This window comes from Nocardiopsis quinghaiensis (assembly GCF_008638365.1).
Taxonomy (GTDB): Bacteria; Actinomycetota; Actinomycetes; order Streptosporangiales; family Streptosporangiaceae; genus Nocardiopsis; species Nocardiopsis quinghaiensis.
The window spans coordinates 36,218-59,216 of record NZ_ML703342.1 but is presented as its reverse complement, the minus strand read 5'-3'; the positions used below and the strand labels follow the sequence as shown (position 1 = coordinate 59,216).

Here is a 22,999-nt window from a genome sequence, read left to right as displayed (position 1 = left end):
AACGCGGCGGGAAGCGGGTAAAGGAGCGTGCCCGGAACCGGTTCGGATGGAGGGACGGACCCAGCGGGGAGGAGGGCGCAGGAGCACGAGCGAGTGGACCGATGGCTGTCGCCAACTGCGGACCTCCTTGGGAGAGGGGCCGAGACCGGATACTCAGGTAGACGTCGGGGAGCTTTGGGAAGTTCCCTCCCTTTTGTCGGACACGGCCGTCGTCGACCGGGCCGGGACCGTGCGTGCGGGGGTCGGCCGGGCCTTCGCGTCGCACCGGTGGTCCACGGGGGTCGCGGGGTCGGTCGCGGCACCCGACGCGCCCCAGGGTCCCATGTGTTCGGAGTGCACCGGTACACGAACCTTCCCCGAAGGGCGCTGGTGAGGGTGCCGGGGAGGGTGGGAGGGGCCGCTGCCGGGTCAGGGGCGGGGGCCGCGCAGCGCCACCAGGTCGGGCTTGCCCGAGGCCAGCATCGGCAGGGCCCGGCGCACCTCCAACTCACGTGGGGCGGCGTAGGAGGGCAGGCGTTCGCGTACCCACGAGCGCAGTTGCTCCAGGGACGGCGGCGCGTCCGGGTCGGCGGACACCACGACCGCGCTCACCCTCTCACCCCACTCGGGATCGGGGCGGCCCACCACCACCGAGTCGGCCACCGCCGGGTGCTCCATCAGCAGGGCGTTGACCTGGTCGGGCACCACCTTGTGGCCGCCGGTGTTGACCACCTCGTCCACACGGCCGAGCACGCGCAGGCGCCCGTCCCCGTCCAGGCGCCCCAGGTCGTTGGTACGCAGCCACCGGGTCCCCTCGCCGTCGGTGGCCAGCGCCTCCGGATCGCCCTGGGCACCGGGAGCGAGCCGGTAGCCGCTCAACAGCATCGGTCCCGACAGCAGGATCCGCCCGGGTTCGCCGGGGGCCTCGGAGTCCACCCGCACCCGCACACCCCGCAGCGGGACGCCGTCGTAGACGCAGCCCCCGCAGGTCTCGCTCATGCCGTAGGTGGTCAGCACCCTGCCTCCGGCCGCCCGGGCGGCCTCCAGCAGCGCGGGTTCGGCGGCGGCGCCGCCGAGCAGGACGGTCCCGAACGTCGACGGGTCCACTCCGGCCTCCAGCAGCCGCCGCAGCTGGGTGGGCACCAGGGACACGTGCGGTCGCAGCTCCCGGGCCAGCTCCGCCACCCCCTCCACGGAGAAGGGCGCGTGCACCGCCTCGGTACCCGTGGCCAGGGCACGCGTCATCACCTGGATACCCGAGATGTGCCCGGCGGGCAGTACGCACAGCCACGCGTCTCCGGGGGCGGCGCCGATACGCGCCACCGACGCCCGGGCGGCCGAGCGCAGGGCGGCCGAGGACAACTCCACGCCCTTGGGGGCGCCGGTGGAGCCGGAGGTGGTGACGACCAGGGCGGTGTCCGCGCCCGCGGGGGCGGCTCCGTCGAGTTCGGTGACCCCGTCGGGGGTGCGCAGACAGGTCGGGCGCATCGCGGTGAGCAGCTCGTGAACACGAGCGTCGGGGGTCCCGTCGGGGATCGGCAGCAGGGCTGGTCCCCGCCCCTCCAGGGCTCGGGCCAGCAGATCGCCCAGGTGTTCGGGGGCCAGGCCGCGCACCGCCTGGAGAGGTCGCCCCCCGTGGGACGGGGGATGTGTCGCCGGAGCGCCGGCCTGTTTCTCGCGTGCCACGACCGACAGGGTACGCCCGCCGGGAGGGCCCGGGACCTCCCGGTTCCGGCTGGCCCGGGGGTGTGCCCGCGCGTGGCGGCCCGCCTGGCACAATGCGTAGGGTTGGCGCTTGGACGTGGCCGCCTTCCGGGTGCGTCCGCGCCGTCCCCAGTGTCCCCGTGAGGAGAAGCAGCAGCCGTGAACAGCGTGATCGAGTGGCAGCGGTCGGGCGAGTACTCCGACATCATCTACGAGACCGCGGAGGGTATCGCCAAGATCACGATCAACCGCCCCGAGCGGCACAACGCGTTCCGGCCCCAGACGCTGTTCGAGCTCCAGGAGGCCTTCAACCTCGCCCGCGACGACTCCGAGGTCGGCGTGATCGTCTTCACCGGCGCGGGTGACCAGGCTTTCTGCTCCGGCGGCGACCAGAAGATCCGCGGCGAGGACGGCTACATGGGCGACGACGCCGTGGCCCGCCAGGGCATCGGCCGCCTCAACGTGCTCGACCTGCAGGTGCAGATCCGCCGCACGCCCAAGCCCGTCGTCGCCATGGTCGCGGGCTGGTGCGTCGGCGGCGGCCACGTGCTCCACGTCTGCTGCGACCTGACCATCGCCGCCGACAACGCCAAGTTCGGCCAGACCGGGCCCAAGGTCGGCTCCTTCGACGGCGGCTACGGCTCCTGGCTGCTCGCCCAGACCGTGGGCCTGAAGAAGGCCCGGGAGATCTGGTACCTGTGCCGGCAGTACAGCGCCCAGGAGGCGCTGGACATGGGTCTGGTCAACACCGTGGTGCCGCTGGAGGACCTGGAGAGGGAGACCGTGTCCTGGGCGCGCGAGATGCTGGACAAGTCGCCGCTGGCGCTGCGCATGGTCAAGGGCGCCATCAACGCCGTCAGCGACGGCGCCGCCGGGATGCAGCAGTTCGCCGGCGACGCGACGATGCTCTACTACATGAGCGAGGAGGCCCAGGAGGGCCGCGACGCGTTCAAGGAGAAGCGTCGCCCGGAGTTCGACAAGTTCCCGCGTCGCCCGTGACACGTGTGGAACCCGCCCCGGCGGGGACTCCCGCCGGGGGGCGTGCCTTCGCCATCGGCCTGCGCAACCGCTTCCGCGGCGTCACCGTCCGCGAGGGCATGCTCGTGCGCGGGCCCGCAGGGTGGGGTGAGTTCTCACCCTTCGCCGAGTACGGGCCGCGCGAGTGCGCCCGCTGGTGGGCGGCCTGCCAGGAGGCCGCCCAGCGCGGCTGGCCCGCCCCGGTCCGTGACCGGGTGCCGGTCAACGTGACCGTGCCCGCGGTGGACCCCGAGCGCGCCCACGCGATCGTCGCCGCGGGCGGCTGCGCCACCGCCAAGGTCAAGGTGGCCGAGCGCGGGCAGGAGGAGGCCGAGGACCTGGCCCGCGTCGAGGCGGTCCGCGACGCCCTGGGCCCCTCGGGCAGGGTGCGGGTGGACGCCAACGGCGCCTGGGACCCCGACACCGCCGTGCGGATGGTGCGTGCGCTGGACGACCGGTTCGGCCTGGAGTACGTCGAGCAGCCCTGCGCCACCCTGGAGGAGCTCGCCGCGGTGCGCCGCCGGGTGTCGGTGCCGGTGGCCGCCGACGAGTCGATCCGCAGGGCCGAGGACCCGCTGCGGGTGCGCGCCGCCGACGCCGCCGACATCGTGGTCCTGAAGGTCCAGCCGCTGGGCGGGGTGCGCGCCGCGCTGCGCGTGGCCGAGGCGTGCGGCCTGCCGGTGGTGGTCTCCAGCGCCGTGGAGACCTCGGTGGGCCTGGCCGCGGGCGTGGCCCTGGCCGCCGCCCTGCCGGAACTGCCCCACGCCTGCGGTCTGGCCACCATGCAGATGCTGACCGCCGACGTCACCGCCGACCCGCTTCTGCCCGAGGGCGGCTTCCTGTCCGTGCGGCCGGTGGAGGTGGAGGAGGAGAGCCTGCGCGCGGTGGAGGTCGATCCCGCCGCGTGGCGGGACCGCGCCGAGGCGGCCTGCGCCGCCGCCGGCGAGGTCTTCGGCGCCGGATAGCTCCGGACGGCCTCCGCTCCGCTCCACCGAGGTGCGCCGGGACGCGTCCGGGTAGGGGCGGGGATGCGACGCACATGTGTGGTGGTCAACAGTCATGTTCGTTCCCACCGGGCTCCAGATGGGGGTTGACTGTAGGGAGCGGGTCCACATGGTGATACTTAGTACACATTGAGACGATCGAGAGTGTTGATGAATCCGTCCACCGCCCTGGCGCGGGTCCTGGTCGACGAGCTGATCCGCTGCGGTCTGGCCGAGGCCGTCGTTGCACCGGGGTCGCGCTCGACGCCGCTGGCCCTGGCCCTGGTCGCCCATCCCGACGTCAGGGTGCACGTGCGTATCGACGAGCGATCGGCGTCCTTCCTCGCCCTGGGGCTGGCGCGGGTCTCACGGCGCCCGGTCGCGGTGGTGTGCACCTCCGGCACGGCGGCCGCCAACTTCCACCCGGCGGTGCTGGAAGCCGGCGAGAGCGGGGTGCCGCTGCTGGTGCTGACCGCGGACCGGCCCCCGGAACTGCGCGGTACCGGCGCCAACCAGACGGTGGACCAGATCGGCCTGTACGGCGGCGCGGTACGCATGTTCGCCGAGGTGGGCACCCCCGACCCGGTGCCCGGCATGGCCGCCTACTGGCGGTCGCTGGTCTGCCGCGCCTGGGGTTCGGCGGTGGGCGGGCGCCCGGGTCCGGTCCACCTCAACGTGGCCTTCCGCGACCCGCTGACCCCCGACGCCGGGACGGAACCCTGGCCCGAACCGCTGGAGGGGCGCGAGGGCGGCAGACCGTGGATCAGCCGTCCGGGGCCGGTGGTCGAACCCGCTCCGTTCACACTGCCCGCCGTGGAGCGGGGCGTGATCGTGTGCGGTGACGGCGACTACGATCCGGTGCCGTTCCTGGCGTTGGCCGAGCTGACCGGGTGGCCGCTGCTGGCCGAGCCCACCTCCAACGCCCGCCGGGTGGGCGCGGTGTCCACCTACCGGCAGCTACTGGCCTCGCCGCGCCTGGTCTCGGGGCCGTCACCGGAACTGGTGGTGAGCGTGGGGCGGCCCAACCTGTCCCGGCAGACGCTGGCGTTCCTGCGCAGGGCCGGGCGGCACGTGGTGGTCAGTTCGGGAACGGTGGGCGATCCGGCCGCGAGCCTGCCCAACTCCTTCTCCGACCCGGCGCGCACCGCCACCGACGTGGTGGCCGCCGTCGCGCCCCCGGCCGGGCTGGACTTCGACTCGCCCCAGCGCACCGACTGGTCGCGGACCTGGGAGCGGGCCGAGTCGGCGGCGCGGACGGCGCTGGACGCGGTGCTGGACGGTGAGGAGACGCTCAGCGAGCCCCGTCTGGCCCGTGACCTGGTCTCGCACCTGTCCGCCGGTTCGCTGCTCTTCGCCGGGTCCAGTATGCCCATCCGCGACCTGGACGCGACCATGCGCGCCCGCTGCGGAGTGCGGCTGGTCGGCAACCGGGGGGTGAGCGGCATCGACGGGACGGTCTCCACCGCGGTCGGCGCCGCGCTGGCCCACCAGAGCGGTGCCGGGGGACAGGCCTACGCGCTGCTGGGCGACCTCGCGGTGCTGCACGACCAGAACGGGCTGGTCATCGGCCCCGGGGAGGCGCGCCCGGACCTGGCGGTCGTGGTGGTCAACAACGACGGCGGGGGGATCTTCTCCGGCCTGGAGCAGGCCGGGCACCCCGACTTCGAGAGGGTGTTCGGCACTCCGCACGGGATATCCATGGAACGGGTGGCGGCCGTGGCCGACCTGCCCTACACCCGTCTGGAGTGGGCCACCGACCTGCCCAAGGCCCTGCTGGGCGAGGGGCTGCGGGTGATCGAGGTGTGCACGCGCCGCACCGACAGCGCCGCGCTGCGCCGCCGTCTGCAGGCCGCGGTGGACGTCGCCGTGGACGAGGCGCTGTAGACCTTCCTCCTTCGGGCACGCGTGCCCGGTCCTGTTGACCCAACATGGGACAAAGCGGTGGATTGCTGGCGTGTCGTCGGGGGAAGGGGCTGTTCAAGGAGCGGCTTCGGTCGCTGGCGCCGGCGATTCGTGTGTGGCGAGGTGGAGGAATGCACTATGTGCTGCACATGACGGAGCTGGCCCGCTGGCGGTCCGGCGACGGAGACCTGGATGCGGAGAGCCTGCACACCGACGGGTTCGTGCGCGCCTTCGCCGACGAGAACACCGTCCTGACAGTAGCCAACAGCCTTTACGGCTCGGTCACCGAGCCCTACTGTGTGCTGGTGGTGGACACAGCGCGCCTGGCCTGCGAGGTGCGGTGGGAGGCCCCTTCCCCGGCGTTCGCGGCGCGATGGTACGACGACCGCGTCGAGGTGGACGATTCGACGCTCTTCCCCCACATCTACGGACCCATTCCGCGTGAAGCCGTGGTGGGGGTGCGCTATCTGCGCCGCGAGCCGCCCGGTGTGTTCACCGCAGTGGACCAGCGCGGCTCCACGGCCGAGGCCTTGGACCTGTTCCCGCATCCGGAGGGCGGCTGGTTCCGCTCACTGTGGCGCAGTGGGGTGTGGTCGCGCGCGGAGGGCTTCGACGGCGACCGCGAGACGGCCTCGGCCCTCCAGTTCCTGCTCGGGCCGGGGGAGCGGTGCCGGTGGCACCGGCTGCGCTCGGCGCAGATGTGGTCCTTCGGCCGCGGGGGTCCGGCCGTCATCGCACTCGGCGGCTCCGGGCCCTCTCCGGAGGAGGAGGAGCGGCACACCCTGGGACCGCACGTCGAGGCGGGGCAGGAACTTCAGGTGGTCGTTCCGGCGGGGACCTGGCAGACGGCCCACCCGCTCACCGCGCAGGAGACCCTGGCCACCTGCTTCACCTCGCCCGCCTTCGAGTTCGATGACCTGGAGATCGCCGACGCGGGCGACAGCCTGCGCTTCTTCCAGGCTCTGTGACCCAGTGTGCGCGGACGTGGCACCGGCCCTTGCACGGGTGGTGGGCGTCGCGGGCGGGTGCGGGGAGGCCGGCACGGCGCGCCGTTGGAGAGTGGCGGGGCGTGCCGCTTCCCGCCGGGCCGCCCCGGCGGGAAGCGGTGGGCCTCACCCGCGTTCGAAGTGCCGGCGGAGCTCGAAGTCGGTGACCGAGGCCGAGAACGCCGCCAGCTCCGCGCGGCCCGCGGCCGCGTAGTGGCGCACCACGTCCGGGCCGAAGCAGGACCGGGCGACCTCGCTGGACTCCCAGGCCACCACCGCCTCCTCCAGGGAGGCGGGCAGACGGGGCAGGTCCGCGGCCGAGGCGTCACCCGGGGTCGGGTCGGGCAGCGGCAGCGCGTGGTCGATGCCGTGCAGCCCCGCCGCGACGATCCCCGCCACCGCCATGTAGGGGTTGGCGTCCCCGCCCGGCACCCGGAACTCGATGCGCGCCGACTCGCCCGAGCCCACCACCCGCACCGGGCACGTGCGGTTGTCCAGCCCCCAGGAGACCGTGTTGGGCGCGTACCCCTGTGGTGAGAGGCGCTTGAAGGAGTTGACGTTGGGCGCGGACAGCAGCGCGAAGTCGCGCATGCACGCCAGCTGTCCGGCCACGAAGTGCTCCATGTGCTTGGACATGCCGTAACGGCCCGAGCCGTCGTCGGCGAAGACCGGGGAGCCGGTCCCGTCGCGCAGCGACAGGTGCACGTGGCAGGAGTTGCCCTCGCCCCCGTCGAACTTGGCCATGAAGGTCAGCGCCGCCCCGGCCTGGGCGGCCAGCGCACGGGCGCCCGCCTTGTACACCACGTGGTTGTCGCAGGCGCGCAGGGCGTCGCCGTAGCGGAACACGATCTCGTACTGGCCCGGGTGGCACTCCCCGCGCGCGGACTCCACCGTCATGCCGGTGCGCTCCATCGCGGTGCGGATGCGGCGCATGAGCGGGTCGATCTCGGTCACCTCCGGCAGCGCGTAGTCGGAGTTGAACCGGGTGGCGGTGGTCAGGTTCCGGTAGTCGGCCTCGAAGGCCTCCTGGTAGGAGTCGCGAAAGACCAGGAACTCCAGCTCGGTCCCGGCCAGGGCGTGCCAGCCGCGTTCGGCCAACCGGTCCAGCTGGGCCCGCAGCACCTGGCGCGGCGCCACCGGCACCGGTCGGCCCTCGGCGTCGCGCGCGTCGCCCAGGACCAGGGCGGTGCCCGGGTCCCAGGGCAGGTAGCGCAGCGTGTCGGGGTCGGGCACGATCGAGAAGTCGCCCAGGCCGCCGCCCCAGGGGTCGGTGGCATACCCCGGCCGCGACTCCATCTCCACGTCGGTGGCCAGCAGGTACAGGCATGCGCCGAAGCCCTGTGAGAGCACCCGGTCGGTGAAGTCACGCGGGTTGAGGCGGCTGCCCTGCACCCGGCCCTGCAGGTCGGGCAGGGCCACGATCACGTCGGTGACCGCTCCCGTGGCCGCGTCCTCGCGCAGTCTCTCCAGCGGGACGGGGAAGGGCGGCGGTGGCGGGGCGGGCGGCAGGGTCTCGCGCAGGGGCGGCAGGTCGTCTCCGATCAGCGGGCTCACGCGTGCTCCCCGGTCCGGGCGGCGGTGTGCAGCGGGTTGGGGACGGGCGGGGCGTCCATGTGGAACTCGGCGTCGCGTTCGGCCCGGTCGTGGTAGCCGCCGCCCAGCAGTCGCTCCCGGTTCAGGCACACGCGCTCGAAGGAGGGCGCCGCGAGGTCGAACAGGGCGAACCGGTCGGCGAGTTCGGGGAACTCCCCCTGGTAGTGGTCGACCTCGGCGCGCACCAGTTCCCAGAACCGCTCCTCTGCCACCCCGAGCTGTTCCTGGGCCAGAGGTGCCAGGTAGCGGAAGTGGCCCACGAACAGGGACTTGGCGATGGAGGAGGTCAGCTCGTCGGCGTTGAAGCGCATCAGTACGCCCAGCGCCTCGGCGGGCAGGCCGGAGTACTCGGGCAGGTCGGTGTCCAGCAGCTTCATGTCGTCCACGAAGTCCTTGACCGCCAGCCGTACGGGGCGGTCGCGGTCGTCGTAGACCACGATGGCGTTCTCGCCGTGCGGGTTGAACGCCAGCCCGTACCGGTAGAGCAGGTGCAGGACGGGCGGCAGGACGGCGCGGAACAGGGCGCGCAGCCACTCCTCGGCGTCCAGCCCCGAGCGCTCCACCAGCTCGGCGGTGAACGCCCTTCCCCCGCCGTCCACGTGCAGCAGCGCGGCCAGGGTGCGGGCGCGCTCGCCCGGGTCCAGCCGCTGGGTGACCGGTTCGCGCCACAGGGCGCCCAGGAGTTGCCGGTGCCGGTAGGGGGCGTCGGGGATGTCCTCCAGGACCGGGTGGCGCACGGCCACGGCGGCGACCTCGCCGGGCAGGATCACCCGGCACCGCCGGGACAGGAAGTCGTCGCCCTCGTACAGGGCGTGCACCCACCTGGTGCTGGCGGGCGCGGCCCTGCACAGCTCGGTGGGGATGCCCCGGTAGACCATCGTGTTGAGGATGGCCAGGGACAGCTTGACGTTGAGCCGGTCGGGGCGGGTGAGGTTGGTGAAGGTGCGGATGGACTGCTGGGGGAGGTAGTCGTCGGCGGCCTCGCCCAGCGGCACGATCAGTCCCTCGGCGAGTTCGGCGGCGAACAGGGGCACCACCACCTCGTCCCACTGCCAGGGGTGGACCGGCAGCCACACGAACTCGGCGGCCCAGGCGCCGGTGCGCCGGGCGGCCTCCTCCAGCCTCCGGGTGAACAGCGCGGTCAGGTCCGCGCCCAGCTCACCGGCGAGCAGCGCCTCCTGGTCCAGGCCGGGCACGCCGTGGTGCTCGGCCAGGGAGCGGTGCACGGCGATCCACGGCAGGCGGACGGGCCGCAGGGCCTCGGGCGGGTACTGGGCCCGGTCGCGGGCGGAGAAGCCCACCCGGCCCTTGTTGGCGAAGATCCACGGGTGGCCGCCCTGGTGGCCCTCCAGGTGGGCGTGGGGCAGGTCGGCCAGGTCGGCGCTGGTGGTGGCGGACTCGGCCAGGCGGGCGTCGGAGCTCAGGGTCGCGGTCAGCTCCCCGACGGTGAAGGCCTCCACCGCCGGGTCCACGGTTCCGGCCGTGCCCAGGTCGCGCAGCAGGGCGAAGGGCGAGGCGGGCGCGGTCGTGCCGTCGGCGGCCTCGCGCAGGGCGGTGCCGGGCACGACCCTCCAGCCGTCCATGGTGGTGCGCCGCCCCCGGAACAGGTAGGCGGCTCCGGGATGGACGCGGGCACGCCAGGGGCCGGTGCCGTCGTGGCCGGAGGGCCCGTCTCCGGGCTCGGGGCGCAGCGCGTACTCGAAGCACAGCTCGGCGAGCATCTTGGCCGCCAGGTGGTCACCGGCCCGGCGCCAGTGCTCGCGGGTCAGCTCGGAGGGCACCGGCAGCGGCGGCGGTGCCGCGTTCCCGTCCGCGGCGGTGCCGGTGACCGGAGCGGACTCCTCGGCGTGCGCCGCCGGGGCGGGGGTCGGGGCGGACCGGCCGTCGGCCGTGTCCGGGGCGTGGGCCGTGGCCGGCGCGGCGCCCGGGGCGGGGTGGGTGTGCATCGGTGTCTCCGGGGTCGTGGTGGTGGCGGGCGCGGCCGCGCCGTCGCCGAGCGCGGGGCGGCTCACCGCCCGGCCTCCGGGGCGGCCAGCGGGTTGTCGACCAGGCCGTGCATGACGTCGAACTCGGCGTCGCGTTCGGCGCGCTCGTGGAACCCGCCGCCCATCAGCTGCTCGCGGTTCAGGGCGACCCGGCCCACCTTCGGGGCCAGCAGGTCGAACCAGGCGAAGCGCTCGGCCAGCTCGGGGAAGCGCTCCTGGTAGGCCAGCACCTGCTCGCGGGCCAGTTCCCACAGTCGGTCGCCGGGCACGCCCAGCTGCCGCTGGACGATGTCGGCGAGGAAGCGCAGGTGCCCGGCGCAGATCGCGGAGAGCACCGAGTGCGCCAGCTCCTCGGGCTTCCACCGGTGCAGCACGGCACGTACGTGGTCGGGGATCTCGGCGTACTCGGGCAGGTCGAAGGGCAGCAGCTCCACGTCCGAGCCGAAGTCCTTCAGCGCGATGCGCACGGGGGCCTCGTCGGCGTCGAAGACGAGCACGACGTTCTCCCCGTGCGGGGTGAAGGAGGCCCCGTACCGGTACAGGTAGTGCAGCACGGGCGGGAACAGCGCGCCCAGGAAGCGGCGCAGCCACTCCTCGGCGCCCAGCCCGGAGCGCTCCACCAGCTCGGTGGCCAGGGCGCGCCCGTCGGCGCCCTCCAGCAGCAGGCACGCCATGGTGCGGGCGCGCTCGCCCGGGGCCAGGTGGTGGTGGATCGGCTCGCGCCAGATGGTGCCCAGCAGCTCGTGGAAGCGGTAGGGGGCCTGCGGCATCTGGTCGAACACCGGGTGGGGGACGGTGGCCGAGGCGCGCTCGGCGAGCATGGCCACCCCTGTCCGCTCGAAGAACGCGTCGCGCTCGGCCAGGTCCCGCAGCCAGGTGCTGGTGTGCGGGGCGCACCCGGTCTGGGTGCCCGACAGCCCGCGCCACACCAGGGTGTTGCGGATCATCAGGGGCACTTTGACGTTGAGCCGGTCGGGCCGGTCCAGGTTCATCAGGGTGCGGATGGACTGGAAGGGCCGGTAGCGGTCGCGGCTGTGCCCCAGGCGCACCAGGCGCCCCAGGGCGATCTCGGAGGCGAACAGCGGGGCGACGACCTCGTCCCACTGGAAGGGGTGCACCGGCAACCACAGGTAGGCGTCGGGGTCACCGCCCCGCTCGCGGATCCGCTCGGCGAACGCGGCGCGCTGGTCGGCGTCCAGCTCCCCCTCCAGCAGACCGGCGCGGTCGGTCCCGGCCATCGCCTGGAAGCGGCCCAGGTCGGGGTGGACGGCGATCCACACCAGGTGGAAGGCGCCGCGCGCCTCGGGGGTGTAGCGGGCGGCGTCGGCGGCGGAGAAGCCCAGGCGTCCCTTGTTGACGAAGATGCAGGGGTGCCCCGTCTGGTATCCCTCCAGGTCCTCGTAGGGCAGGTCGGCCAACGCGGCGGCGCCCGGGGAGGCGGCCGTCAGGCGGGCGTCGGCGGCGTGCGTGGCCATCAGGTCGCGCACCACCTCGGCCAGGGAGTCGCCCGGCAGGCCCACGGTCTTCTGGGCGTCGGTGACGAACAGGGTGGGGTCCCAGGCCGGCTCCCGGCCGCGGTCGGTGGTGCGGGTGAGGGAGTCGGGGTCCACGTGCCAGGAGCCGAACCCGCCCCTGCGCGCGGTGAAGGCGTAGGCCACCCCGCCGTCCACGGCCAGGGTCCAGGCGTCGTCGCCGGGCTCGGGCCGGGGCAGGACCATCTCCTCGTAGGCCATCTCGCCGATCATGTGGGCGAGCAGGCGCCGTCCGGCGCGGCGCCAGGTGTCGGCGTCGGTGGTCACGGTGGAGGCGTCCTCGTGGGCGGCGTGGGTGGTCTGTGTGGTCTCAGGCATGCTGTGTGTCTTCCGTCCGGTGCGCGGTCGTGGTCTGTGGCGCGGGCTCGGGTTCGGGGGCGGTGGCGCTGGGAGGCGGATGCGCGGGCAGCAGGGCCAGGGTGAGGGCGAGCACGCCGAACAGGGCGGCCCCCGCGGCCAGGGGCAGTCCCAGGCCGGCCCCGGCCAGCGCGGTGGCCAGCACGGGGCTGATCAGGGTCGCGCCCACCCGCACGGTGGCCACCGCCGAGAAGGCCGGTCCGCGTGCCCCGGTGGCCTCGAACACCCGAAGGTCCAGGGCGACGTGGCCCAGGCCCAGCCCGGCGCCGAACGCCACGCGCCCCAGGGCGAGCAGGACCGGGTCGGGGGCGAGGAACTGCGCCAGCAGGCCCAGGGCGGCCACTAGGCAGGCGGTCGGCAGCAGGGCCCGGCCCAGCAGGGCGTGCGCCCGGCGCGCCAGCGGGAGGACCACCAGCACCGTCGCCTGGGGCAGCAGGAACAGCACGGCCGCCGCCGTGGTGCCCGTTCCGCCGTCCTCCGCGTAGAGGGTGAAGAAGGGGCGTACCACCAGGCGGGCGGTCTCGGCGGCCAGCACGGCCGCGCACACCGCCACCAGTGCGGTCGTGGCCGCGCGTGCGGCTCCGCCGCCCGAGGGGGCGCTGTCCGGGGGAGCGCCCCCTCCGGGTGCCCCGGGGGCGGGGTGTCCGTCCGCGCGTGCGCCCTCGTGCCCGGTACCGCCGGAGGCGGCCCCCTCGCTCGCAGCGGGGACGATCGCCGTGCGGTCGGCCGTGCGGGGCAGGTGGCGGTGGCACAGCGCCGCCAGCGCCACGTACAGCAGCGCGCACGCCGCGATTCCGTAGCGCGGGTTGGGCAGGGCCATGACGGCGGCGCCCAGGACGGTGGCCACCACGACCCCGCCGTTGACCACGTAGGCGAACAGCGTCACGTCGCACAGCCGGTCGCGGCCGGTGCCCACGAACGCCGGATAGGCCAGGGTGAAGGCCATGGTGACCACCACCTGCGTCGCTGACAGCACCAGGAACACCGTGTACGTCGGCGCGGCGGCCAGGACCAGTTCCAGCACCGCCGCCACCGCCAGCGCGCCCACCACCAGGGTGCGCATGGGCGCGCGGCGTGCGGCCAGGCCCCACAGGGGCATGGCCGCCAGGGCGGCGGCCCGGCACACCCAGATGAAGGTTCCGGTCGCGGCGGTGTCGGTGACCCCGAACAACCGCTCGAACAGCTGCGGATAGAACGGGCTCAGCGCCACGTCCCCCACCAGGTGCAACAGGATGACGAGCAGGTACAGGCGGCGGAAGGCCGGGTCGGTCACCGCCCCTCCCCGGCCGGGGCCCCGAAGGACGTGAACGCCGTTCGCGCGGGCAGGCGGTAGGCGGTGCGTCCGGTCAGGCTGTTGAGGATGGTGGCCGCCCGCCAGGCGCCCAGCCCCAGGTCGGGGGCGCCGACACCGTGCGTGTGCAGCTCGGCGTTCTGCACATGGATGGGCGCGGTCAGCTCCGGCTCGGTGGCCAGGCGCAGGTCCTGGCCGATCACCGGCCGTCCCCGGGCGTCGGTCCGCAGCAGTTTGGCCACCGGTGTCAGGAAGTCCGGGCTGCGCTGGGCGTAGCCGGAGGCGGCGACGACCGCGTCGGTGCGCACGGTGAAGTCCCGGTCCTGCTCGCGGTGGTGGAACACCAGGACGAGCCCCTCGCCGTCGGCGTGGGCCTCCACCAGTTCGCACTGCGCACGCAGGGAGGCGCCCACCGGGGCCCCGGCGATACCGCGTTCGTAGAGCACGTCGTGGATCTCGGCGATGGTGTCACCGCTGATGCCCTTGTACAGCTGCCACTGTTCGGGCACCACCCGGTCCTTCACGTGCTGGGGGAGGGTGTGGAAGTAGCGGGTGTAGTCCGGGGTGAAGTGTTCGAGCCCCAGCTTGGAGTACTCCATCGGCGCGAACGCCTGGGAGCGGGTCAGCCAGTTCACCTGCGTGTCGCGGTGCGCGGGCGAGCGCAGCAGGTCCAGGAAGACCTCGGCGCCGGACTGCCCCGAGCCCAGCACGGTCACGTCGCCCAGCCCGGCCAGGCCGGGGGCGCGGTCCAGGTAGTCGGCGGCGTGGAAGACCCGCTCGCCCACCAGGTCGGCCAGCGGTCCGGGCAGCACCGGTTCGGTGCCGATGCCCAGCACGAGCGCGCGTCCGCGCACGGTGGAGTGCGTGCCCCGGGCGTCGGCGTACTCCACGGTGAACACGCCCTCGTGGTGGTGCACGGTGGTGGCGCGGGCGTCGAAGCGGCAGGAGGGAAGCCGGTGGGCGACCCAGCGGCAGTAGTCGTCGTACTCGCGGCGGGGCACGTGGAAGTGCTCGGAGAAGTAGAACGGGAACAGCCGGTCGTGCTCGTGCAGGTAGGACAGGAACGACCACCGGCTGGTGGGGTCCACCAGGCTGACCAGGTCGGCGAGGAAGGGCACCTGCAGGCGGGCGCCCTCCAGCAGCAGGCCGGGGTGCCAGGAGAAGGAGGGGCGCGCCTCCAGGAAACGCGCGCTGAGGCCGGGGAGGGCGTCGGCGAGCGCGGCCAGGGCCAGGTTGAACGGGCCCAGGCCCACACCCACCAGGTCGTGCACGCGGCCGTCGTCAGGGCGGGGGAGCGGGGCGTTGGTCGGCTGGGCGGAGGTCAACGGGACTCCTTCAGGGCGGCGGCCTCGGCGTCGCCCGCGGCGACGACCTCGGCGAGCAGGGACGCGGTGTCGTCCGGGGTGGTGTCGGGGTTGAGCAGGGTGAGCTTGAGCCACACGCGGCCCTCGACCTGGGTGCGTCCGACCACGGCCCGGCCCTCCCGCAGCAGGCGTCGGCGCAGCCGGGCGTTGACGGTGTCGCTGTGCTCACCGGCGTCGTAGCGGAACACGACGGTGGTCAGGGAGGGCGAGGCGGCCAGGACCAGGCGGGGTTCGCCGACCACGTGGGCCGCGGTGCGCAGGGTCAGGTCGCGGCACAGGTCCACCAGGCGGCCCAGGCCGTCCGTGCCCAGGGCGCGCAGGGTGACGGCGATCTTGAACACGTCGGCCCGGCGGGTGGTGCGCAGGGAGTAGCCGAGCAGGCTGGGGTACCCAGCCTCCTCGTCGTCGGTGGGGTTGAGGTAGTCCACCGAGCGCGAGAGCGGGGCGAACAGCGCGCGCTCACGGGTGAGCAGGATCCCGGCCGCCACGGGCTGCCAGCCGAGTTTGTGCAGGTCCATGCTGACCGAGTCGGCCCGTTCCAGCCCGGCGAGCAGTCCGCGCAGGCGGCGGGAGAAGAGCAGTCCGCCTCCGTAGGCGGCGTCCACGTGCAGCCACACGCCGAACTCGCGGGCGATGTGGGCGATGGCGCCCAGCGGGTCGATGCCGCCCAGGTCGGTGGTTCCGGCGGTGGCCACGACGGCGACCGGGAGGTCCCCGTCGGCGCGCAGGCGCAGCAGGGCCTCGCGCAGGGCGGCGGGGCGCATCCGGTGCTGGGAGTCGACCTCGACGGTGACCACGGCGTCCTCGCCCAGCCCCAGCAGGGCGGCCGAGCGCTGCACCGAGAAGTGCGCGACCTTCCCGCACAGGATGCGGGGACGCGCTCCGTCGGCGGCCCGGGCCACACCGTGGCGGCTGGCGTCGCGGTCGGGGGAGGCGGTGAGCGCGTGGTCGCGGGCCAGGAGCAGGGCGGTGAGGTTGGACTCGGTGCCGCCGGAGGTGACCACGCCGCCCGCGTGCTCGCCCCGGTAGCCGACGAGGTCGGCGAGTTCGGCGACGACCTGGGTCTCCATGGCCGTGGCGGCGGGCGCCTGGTCCCAGGAGTCCAGGGACTGGTTGAGGACGGAGGCGACGGTGTCGGCGGCCACCGCCACCGCCAGGGGCGGGCAGTGCAGGTGTGCGGCGCAGCGGGGGTGGGCGGGGTCGGCGGCCCCGGCGGCGAGCGCACGGGTCAGCCGGGTCAGGACGTCGGCGGCGACGGTGTGTCCGGGGCCCGGGGGAGCGGCGCCGTCGAGGGGGCCGAGCGCCTCGCGGACCGCGTCGGCGACCTGGCGCGGGGTCTGGGCCGGGAGGGGGCCCTCGCGTTCGGCGCAGGCCCCGGCCAGGGCGCGGGTGGCCGCCTCGACCAGGGCCGCGACCGTGGCCGGTCCGCCGGGCGCTCCCGCGAGCCCGTCGGCCAGCAGTGTCGCCGCGCTGGTGGGCACGGGACAGGCACGGGGGCCGGGCGCCCCGGTGCCGGTGGCGACTGAGTCAACACTCGGAGTGATGGGCATGGGCGTCGGGCTCCAGTTTTCCGTGGTCGATCATGGGCGCGCGGAGTCGGGCGAGGGGCGTGTCCGGGCCGCGGGCCCGGCGGGGGAGAGGCCTTCGCGGTGTGGAGGGAGTGTGGGGCCGTCAGCCGTGCAGCGGCATGAGCAGGCAGTGGTGCCCGCGCCAGCCCGGGTGCGGGGCGAGGTCGCCCACGTGCTGCCAGCCGTTGCGCAGGAAGATGTCCCGCGCGTGGGTGTTGGTCTCGGCCACCAGTCCGGCGGCGCGCTCCTCCTTGCGTCCGCTGAGGAAGAAGGGCATCGAGTGCTCCACGATGCCGCTGCCGCGGAAGGGGGCGTGCACGAGCGCCTCGCACATGGCGAAGGTCCGGCCCGGGCGCTCGGCGGTGACGTCCTCGGCGTCCACGCCCGGCAGCGGGACGAACCCGTTCCACCAGCCGGTGGTCGGCGGCAGGGTGTAGCCGTAGGCGAATCCGGCCAGCTCGCCGTCCACATGGCAAGCGGTGAGCCGGAAACCCGGGCGGTTCGCACTGAAGGCCAGACGCTCGGCGAAGGGCGGGGCGCTGTGGTCGGGCAGGTGCAGGACGTCGGCGTAGACCGTCTCGTAGGCGTCGGTCCAGGGGGCGGGGTCGGCCAGCACGTCGGCGCCGGTGAGGTTGTCGACCCTCCAGGCGGTGACGGATCCGGCCGGTTCGGTCGGCGCGGTCGTGGCGGCGGTGGTGGAGGGCGGCACGGGCACGGGGGCTCCTTCGTCGGGACGCGGGCACTCTGCGGCGGACCCCGGATGTGCGCGGGGGCGCACACCGGAGCCGCAGTAAATTAGGGCAGGCTTACCTAATCATGTCAAGGTATGTAGGGCTCGGAGTGATCCAGGACACACGACCGGTCAGGGCGTGCGGCTGTCCACGGTCAGGCGGGGCGCCGCCGGGTGCGCCAGGAACGCGGGCATGGCGAACTCGTGCCCGTAGGCACCGGCGTTGGGGAAGACCAGCACGTCACCGGCACGCAGGGACTCCACCCGCACGTCCCTGGCCAACACGTCCTCGGGGGTGCACAGCTCCCCGCACACCGTCACCGACTCCCCGCTCGCCCCCGGCCGGGGCACCCCGTCGGGCCACGCACCGCCCTCCAGCACCGCGAAGTTGTGGCGGATCTCCCAGGACGTGGGGAGCTGGAAGTGGTTGATCCCTCCCCGCACCACCGCGAAGCAGCCGCCGTAGGCCGACTTCACGTCCGTCACCCGCGCCGCGTACCAGCCGGTGGGGGCCGCGATCCAGCGCCCCGGTTCCAGCACCACCTCCACCCCCGGGTCGGGCAGCTCCGCCAGGGCGGCGCCGAACCCCTCCAGGTCGAAGTCGTCCTCGTCCTCCTCGAAGGGCACGCCCAGACCGCCGCCCACGTCCACCAGACGCAGGTCCACCCCGTGCGCGTCCGCCGTCCGCCGCGCCCACTCCAGGCACCAGCGCACGTAGGCGGCGTGCGCGGCGGCGTCGGTGTTGCCGCTGACCGCGTGCACGTGGAAGCCCACGAGGTCGATCCCGGGCAGGGACAGGGCCGTGCGCACGGCGTCGGCGGCCAGGGGCTCGGGGACACCGAACGGGCCCGGGGTGCCGCCCATCACCAGTGCCCCGCTGACCGGGACGTGCTCGGGGTTGACGCGCAGGGCCACCGGCAGCACCGTGCCCGCCTCGCGTGCCGCGGCCGAGACGCGGTACAGCTCCAGCTCGCTCTCGGCGTTGACCACCACGTCGGCGCCCCGCTCGACGCGCAGGCGGGCCAGCCCCGACAGCAGTTCGGGGGTCTTGCCCGGGCCGCTCACCGCGATCCGCCCGCCGGCCTCCTCGCGCCGGGTGCGCAGCACGGCCAGGGCGGTGCGCGCCTCGTGCAGGGAGGCCGCCTCGAACCCGTCCACCGCCTCGGCCAGGTGGGAGAGCACCGGCTCGAAGCCGTTGGCCTTGACCGCGAAGTAGACCCGGGCCCATGGGGGCAGCGCCTTGCGCAGCGTGCGGACCCGGTCGGCGGCCAGCGCCGGGTCGTAGACGTAGCCGGAACCGGTGCCGTCGGCCAGGTCCACGGCCGCCCGGCGCACGCGCTCGGGGATCCGTTCGGCGGGGAGTGCGGGGGTGTGCTCGAAGGAGCGGGGCGGTTCCATGGAGGATTCCTCCGGTGAGCGTGGTGGGTCGGACACGCCGTGTGCGCGGCACACGGCAGGCGACGGGGACGGAACCCGACTGACGGGTCCCGTCCCGAACCGCCCGGTGGTGGGAACACCGGCTCGGCCCCTGGGGGCGTGGTCCGGGCGCCGGCGGGGTCCTGGAGGATCCGAGGGTTCCCGCCTATGGGGCGCTCGCACACGGGGCGAGGCGGAGCGGAGCCCCGGAGAGGACACGGCCTAGCGCTGGGGGTCGACCTCGAAGATCTCGGCGACGTCGTCCAGCACGGCGTGCGCGGCGATCAGGCCCACGCCGGAGATCCAGTAGGCGTCGTCCACCTCGGTCTTGGTGCCCTCCAGTTCGCTCCACAGCGGGTTGGAGGTGTAGCGCTCCTTGTCCTTGTCCACCTCGCCGACACCGTCGTCGTAGGTGGACACCAGGATGCGGTCGGCCTCCAGGTCCATCAGGCGCTCGGGACTGTGGTAGGTCACGATCTCCTCGGTGTCGGTGGCGGTGCCCTCGCTGGCGGGCAGGCCCAGGTCGTCCAGGACCACGCCGATGTAGGAGTTGCGGCTGTACAGACGCACGCCGTCGGCGTCACCGGCGAAGCGCACCACCGACACGGTGGGCAGCTCCCCGTCCGCGGACCCGGCGATCTCCTCGCCGATGGCGGCGGCCCGCTCCTCGTACTCGGTCACGAGGCGGTCGGCCTCCTCGGCCATGCCCATCGCCTCGCCGTTCAGGCGCAGGTTCTCCTTCCACGTGGCGCCGGTGGTCTCCGACATCACCGTGGGGGAGACCTCGGAGAGCTGGGCGTAGCCGTCGCCGTGGCGGACCTCGGCGGACAGGATCAGGTCCGGCTCACTCTGGGCGACCAGCTCCGGGTCGATCTCCCACAGCAGGCCCACCGACTCGGCCTCCTCGGCGCTGCCCACGTTCCAGTCGCTCCCGAGCAGGTACTCGGGCAGGGCGTCCTGGCCCTCGGCGATCTGCGTGAAGCCCACCACGTTGCCGCCCAGGGCGAGGGTGGCGTCCACGTAGGTGGAGTCCAGCGGCAGCACACGCTCGGGTGCGGCCGGGATCTCGGTCTCGCCCATGGCGTGCTCGACGGTGATCGGGAAGCCCTCGGCGCTCTCCTCCCCGGATCCGGTGGAAGCGTCCTCCTCCGGGCCGCTCGCGCCGCAGGCGGTCACCAGGGTCAGGGAGGCCGCGACGGCCAGGGGCAGGCCCGCGCGGCGCAGGTGGGCGAGAGTGGTCATGGTGGAGCTCCGGTCGGTTCAGGGGATCAGGGAAAAGCTGTTCTGTTGACACGAAAGCGATACACATCATCAGGAGATGTGTCGTCTTCGTCCGAGACGTGGCAAACTTAGAGCATTCAACTGTGGCTAGGCAAACCTAAGTTAGGTTGGCCTGGCCTTCGTCATGATTGGGAGACCGGGTGAGGGAGACCACCGGGCCGCCGCGAACCCCCACGGCGCCGGCCCCGACGACCACCGCGGGCGGCGCGGTCGCGGCTCGCCGGGCGCGCCGGATCTCGGGCCTGGGACTGATGCTCCTGCTGCTGTGCCTGGCCGTCCTGGCCAGCGTGCTCGTCGGCGCCCGCGGCCTCAGCCCCGGCACCGTGTGGCTGGCCCTGACCTCCACCGCGGGAGGCGAGGCCGACATCATCGTCAACGAGATCCGGCTGCCGCGTACCGCGCTCGGACTGCTCGCCGGGATCAGCCTCGGTCTGGGCGGCGCCCTCATGCAGGGCCACACCCGCAACCCGCTGGGCGATCCCAGCATCCTCGGCGTCACCTTCGGCGCCGCCCTGGCCGTGGTGCTGGGCATCATGCTCCTCGACACCACCACCCTGTACACCCAGGCCTGGTTCGCCTTCGCGGGCGCCGCCGTGGCCGTGGTCCTGGTCTACGCCATCGGCTCGGTCCCCGGACGCGGCCCCACACCCATCACCCTGGCCCTGGCCGGGACCGCCGTGAGCTGGATGGCCTACTCCCTGACCTCCGGTCTGGTCCTGCTCGACCAGTCCACCATGGAGGACTTCCGGTTCTGGCGGGTGGGCTCCCTGGTGGGCCGCGACCCCGCGATCCTCGGCCCCATGCTGCCCGTGGTCGTCCTCGGCGCGGTCCTGGCCCTGACCAACACCCGCGCCCTCAACGCGCTGGCCCTGGGCGAGGACACCGCGCGCGCACTGGGCTTCCGAATCGGCCGCGCCCGCGTCACCGGCCTGCTCGCCATCACCCTGCTCACCGGCGTGACCGTCGCCGCCTGCGGTCCCATCGCCTTCGTCGGACTCATCGTGCCCCACCTGGCCCGCGGCATCGTCGGCGCCGACTACCGCTGGCTGCTGCCCTACTCGGCGCTGATGGGCGCGGCCCTGCTCCTGACCGCCGACGTCCTGGGCCGCTTCCTCGCCCCGCCGGGCGAACTCCAGGTCGGCGTGGTCCTGGCCATACTCGGCGCCCCCTTCTTCATCCACATCGTCCGCCGCCGGAGGCTGCTCTCACTATGACCTCCACCCTCGCCCCCGACGACGCCCGGCAGCGGGCCGACGACCGTCTGGCCCGCCGGGGCCGGGCCGTCCGCATGGGCCCGGTCTCTTTCCCCCTGCGTCCCCGCCTGGTCGCCGTCGGCCTGCTGACCGCCCTGGTCCTGTTCGTGCTGGTGGTGCTCAACCTCTCCGTCGGATCGACGTTCATCCCGCCCGACCGAGTGTGGGCCAACGTCGTCGGCACCAGCTACGACGACTACTTCACCATCTGGCGTGTGCGCATGCCGCGCGTGGTGGTGGGCATGCTCGCCGGGGCCGCCCTGGCCGCCGCGGGCGCCATCACCCAGACCATCATGCGCAACCCCCTGGCCAGCCCCGACCTGCTGGGCGTCACCCACGGCGCCAGCGCGGGCGTGGTCGGGGTGATGGCCTTCGGCGGCAGCTACGGCATCATCAGCGGGCCCCTGGCCGACATCGGCGTGCCCGCCCTGGCACTGACCGGCGGCCTGGCCGCCGGGGCCCTGTGCTACGGGCTCGCCTGGCGCGGCGGCATCGACGGCTTCCGCCTGCTGCTGGTGGGTGTGGGCGTGTCCACCGTGCTGATGAACCTCACCCTGTGGATGCTCACCCTGGGGGACGTCAGCGACACCGGCCGCGCCATGGTCTGGATCGCGGGCAGCCTGGCCATGAGCACCTGGCAGGACGCGCTCCCCGTCACGGTGGCCCTGGTCCTGGTACTGCCCCTGGCCCTGGTCGCCGCGCGCACCCTGGACGTGCTCTCCTACAGCGACGAAGTGGTCCGCAGCCTGGGCGTGCGTCTGGAACTCGCCCGCACCACCACGCTGGTGCTGGCCGTGCTCCTGGCCGCCTTCGGCACCTCGGCCGCCGGACCGATCCTGTTCGTGTCGCTGGCCTGTCCGCAGATCGCGCTGCGTCTGGCCCGCACCTCCCGGCCGCCCGTCCTGCTCTCCGCGCTCGTCGGCGCCGTCCTGACCTGTGCCGCCGACCTGCTCGCCCGCAACCTGATCAGCGTCCAGCTCCCGGTCGGCATCGTCACCGGCTGCCTGGGCGCCCTCTACCTGATCTACCTGCTCGTCCGCGGCAATCGAAAGGTGCAGGCGTGACCACACAACAGATTCGTGCGCACACCACCCCCGAACCCGTCGCCGCGCCGGTACGGCTGAGCGCGCGCGGACTCACCCTGGCCTACGACGACCACACCGTCGTGCACGGCCTGGACGCCGACATCGTCGAGGGCACCGTCACCTGCGTCATCGGCCCCAACGGGTGCGGCAAGTCCACCATGCTGCGCGCCCTGGGACGTCTCATGAAGCCCAGGTCGGGCCTGGTCGAACTCGACGGCCGCGACATCCACCGCGTGCCCACCCGCGAGGTCGCCGAGGTGCTGGGCGTGCTGCCCCAGCAGCCCGTGGCGCCGGACGGGCTGACCGTGGCCGACCTGGTCGCCCGGGGACGCCACCCCTCCCAGCGCTGGTACCGGCAGTGGTCGGGTGAGGACCACCGCGCGGTCTCCGACGCCCTGGAGCAGACCGGGCTGCTGGAGCTGGCCGACAGCCCTCTGCAGGAACTGTCGGGCGGCCAGCGCCAACGGGCGTGGATATCCATGGTCCTGGCCCAGGGGACCGACCTGCTGCTGCTGGACGAGCCCACCACCTTCCTGGACCTGGTCCACCAGGTCGACGTCCTGGACCTGGTACGCGACCTGCACCAGGACGGCGGGCGCACCATCGTCATGGTGCTGCACGACCTCAACCTCGCAGCCCGTTACGCCGACACCGTCATCACCATGCGCGAGGGACGTGTGGTGGCCAGCGGGACCCCGGCCGACGTGCTCACCCCCGAACTGCTGCGCGAGGCCTTCGACCTGGAGGCGGTCGTGGTGGAGGACCCGGTCACCGGGGGGCCGATGGTGGTGCCGGTCGGCCGCAGCGGCCAGCGGTCCTAGAGGGGCGTCGCGGGTGCGGCGGACGTGGCCGGGAACGGGCGGGGGCCAACGGTCACCTGCGGGGGAGTCCCGCCCGGGAGGGGCGCAACGCGGGGCATGGGGCACATCCGGGGATTTTTCCGGGCGTGGCATGTGGACCGGGCAGGTCCGCA

At 73.9% G+C, this 22,999-nt stretch carries 17 protein-coding genes; 7 read left to right on the top strand and 10 right to left on the bottom strand.

What is annotated here, in order from left to right; all coding sequences use genetic code 11:
* Positions 1-408 precede the first annotated feature (408 nt).
* Positions 409-1,665 (bottom strand): AMP-binding protein, encoded by a 1,257-nt coding sequence (locus FYX01_RS04320; protein WP_150237774.1) that lies wholly within the window; start codon positions 1,663-1,665, stop codon positions 409-411.
* 177 nt (positions 1,666-1,842) lie between these two features.
* Between FYX01_RS04320 and menB the strand changes: the two genes are divergently transcribed.
* From menB to FYX01_RS04300, 4 genes are all read left to right on the top strand, one after another.
* Positions 1,843-2,682 carry a 1,4-dihydroxy-2-naphthoyl-CoA synthase gene (gene menB / locus FYX01_RS04315; RefSeq protein WP_150237771.1) on the top strand — a complete coding sequence of 280 codons (840 nt, stop codon included), beginning with the start codon at positions 1,843-1,845 and terminating at the stop codon, positions 2,680-2,682.
* Positions 2,679-3,665, top strand: coding sequence for an o-succinylbenzoate synthase (locus FYX01_RS04310; protein ID WP_150237770.1), 987 nt, complete (start codon positions 2,679-2,681; stop codon positions 3,663-3,665). Before menB ends, FYX01_RS04310 begins: the two co-directional genes overlap by 4 nt.
* 189 nt (positions 3,666-3,854) lie before the next feature.
* The gene (gene menD, locus FYX01_RS04305; protein ID WP_150237769.1) at positions 3,855-5,567 is read left to right on the top strand and encodes a 2-succinyl-5-enolpyruvyl-6-hydroxy-3-cyclohexene-1-carboxylic-acid synthase; all 1,713 of its coding nucleotides are present in this window, start codon (positions 3,855-3,857) and stop codon (positions 5,565-5,567) included.
* A gap of 149 nt (positions 5,568-5,716) precedes the next feature.
* Positions 5,717-6,553: a cupin domain-containing protein gene (locus FYX01_RS04300; RefSeq protein ID WP_150237767.1), complete on the top strand. Its 837-nt coding sequence runs from the start codon at positions 5,717-5,719 to the stop codon at positions 6,551-6,553.
* A gap of 144 nt (positions 6,554-6,697) precedes the next feature.
* Here the strand turns inward: FYX01_RS04300 and FYX01_RS04295 are convergent, their stop codons facing one another.
* The 9 genes from FYX01_RS04295 to FYX01_RS04255 all read right to left on the bottom strand — a co-directional run bounded on the left by FYX01_RS04295 (position 6,698) and on the right by FYX01_RS04255 (position 19,649).
* Complete coding sequence (locus tag FYX01_RS04295) at positions 6,698-8,125, bottom strand: glutamine synthetase family protein (RefSeq protein ID WP_150237765.1); 1,428 nt, start codon at positions 8,123-8,125, stop codon at positions 6,698-6,700.
* A complete protein-coding gene (locus FYX01_RS04290) occupies positions 8,122-10,176 on the bottom strand; it encodes an IucA/IucC family protein (RefSeq protein ID WP_223830305.1) in 2,055 nt (684 codons plus the stop codon). Before FYX01_RS04290 ends, FYX01_RS04295 begins: the two co-directional genes overlap by 4 nt.
* Positions 10,173-11,999 carry an IucA/IucC family protein gene (locus FYX01_RS04285; RefSeq protein ID WP_150237764.1) on the bottom strand — a complete coding sequence of 609 codons (1,827 nt, stop codon included), beginning with the start codon at positions 11,997-11,999 and terminating at the stop codon, positions 10,173-10,175. The genes FYX01_RS04290 and FYX01_RS04285 overlap by 4 nt, the downstream gene beginning before the upstream one ends.
* Positions 11,992-13,311, bottom strand: coding sequence for an MFS transporter (locus FYX01_RS04280; RefSeq protein WP_150237762.1), 1,320 nt, complete (start codon positions 13,309-13,311; stop codon positions 11,992-11,994). Before FYX01_RS04280 ends, FYX01_RS04285 begins: the two co-directional genes overlap by 8 nt.
* Complete coding sequence (locus tag FYX01_RS04275; protein WP_150237760.1) at positions 13,308-14,654, bottom strand: lysine N(6)-hydroxylase/L-ornithine N(5)-oxygenase family protein; 1,347 nt, start codon at positions 14,652-14,654, stop codon at positions 13,308-13,310. The genes FYX01_RS04280 and FYX01_RS04275 overlap by 4 nt, the downstream gene beginning before the upstream one ends.
* The gene (locus FYX01_RS04270; protein WP_223830304.1) at positions 14,651-16,174 is read right to left on the bottom strand and encodes a pyridoxal phosphate-dependent decarboxylase family protein; all 1,524 of its coding nucleotides are present in this window, start codon (positions 16,172-16,174) and stop codon (positions 14,651-14,653) included. Before FYX01_RS04270 ends, FYX01_RS04275 begins: the two co-directional genes overlap by 4 nt.
* A gap of 190 nt (positions 16,175-16,364) precedes the next feature.
* Positions 16,365-16,976, bottom strand: a complete 612-nt coding sequence (locus FYX01_RS04265) for a GNAT family N-acetyltransferase (RefSeq protein ID WP_223830303.1) — start codon at positions 16,974-16,976, stop codon at positions 16,365-16,367.
* Positions 16,977-17,123: 147 nt separating this feature from the next.
* Positions 17,124-18,389, bottom strand: a complete 1,266-nt coding sequence (locus FYX01_RS04260) for an alanine racemase (RefSeq protein WP_150237757.1) — start codon at positions 18,387-18,389, stop codon at positions 17,124-17,126.
* Between the two features lie 240 nt (positions 18,390-18,629).
* Entirely contained in the window at positions 18,630-19,649 is a 1,020-nt protein-coding gene (locus tag FYX01_RS04255; RefSeq protein WP_150237755.1) for an ABC transporter substrate-binding protein, read from the bottom strand.
* A 179-nt stretch (positions 19,650-19,828) separates the two neighbouring features.
* On the opposite strand from FYX01_RS04255, the gene FYX01_RS04250 reads away from it, so the two are divergent.
* From FYX01_RS04250 to FYX01_RS04240, 3 genes are read left to right on the top strand one after another with little or no spacing between them, the layout of a single operon-like run.
* Entirely contained in the window at positions 19,829-20,902 is a 1,074-nt protein-coding gene (locus tag FYX01_RS04250; RefSeq protein WP_150237754.1) for a FecCD family ABC transporter permease, read from the top strand.
* Entirely contained in the window at positions 20,899-22,005 is a 1,107-nt protein-coding gene (locus FYX01_RS04245; RefSeq protein ID WP_150237750.1) for a FecCD family ABC transporter permease, read from the top strand. Before FYX01_RS04250 ends, FYX01_RS04245 begins: the two co-directional genes overlap by 4 nt.
* Positions 22,002-22,847 (top strand): ABC transporter ATP-binding protein, encoded by an 846-nt coding sequence (locus tag FYX01_RS04240; protein WP_150237748.1) that lies wholly within the window; start codon positions 22,002-22,004, stop codon positions 22,845-22,847. Before FYX01_RS04245 ends, FYX01_RS04240 begins: the two co-directional genes overlap by 4 nt.
* Positions 22,848-22,999: the final 152 nt, after the last annotated feature.

What these genes read in the sequence shown, in the direction of transcription:
- menD (WP_150237769.1), top strand. Translation starts at nt 3,855, where the DNA reads ATGAATCCGTCCACCGCCCTGGCGCGGGTCCTGGTCGACGAGCTGATC.
- FYX01_RS04300 (WP_150237767.1), top strand. Translation starts at nt 5,717, where the DNA reads ATGCACTATGTGCTGCACATGACGGAGCTGGCCCGCTGGCGGTCCGGC.
- FYX01_RS04285 (WP_150237764.1), bottom strand. Translation starts at nt 11,999, where the DNA reads ATGCCTGAGACCACACAGACCACCCACGCCGCCCACGAGGACGCCTCC.
- FYX01_RS04260 (WP_150237757.1), bottom strand. Translation starts at nt 18,389, where the DNA reads ATGGAACCGCCCCGCTCCTTCGAGCACACCCCCGCACTCCCCGCCGAA.
- FYX01_RS04255 (WP_150237755.1), bottom strand. Translation starts at nt 19,649, where the DNA reads ATGACCACTCTCGCCCACCTGCGCCGCGCGGGCCTGCCCCTGGCCGTC.
- FYX01_RS04245 (WP_150237750.1), top strand. Translation starts at nt 20,899, where the DNA reads ATGACCTCCACCCTCGCCCCCGACGACGCCCGGCAGCGGGCCGACGAC.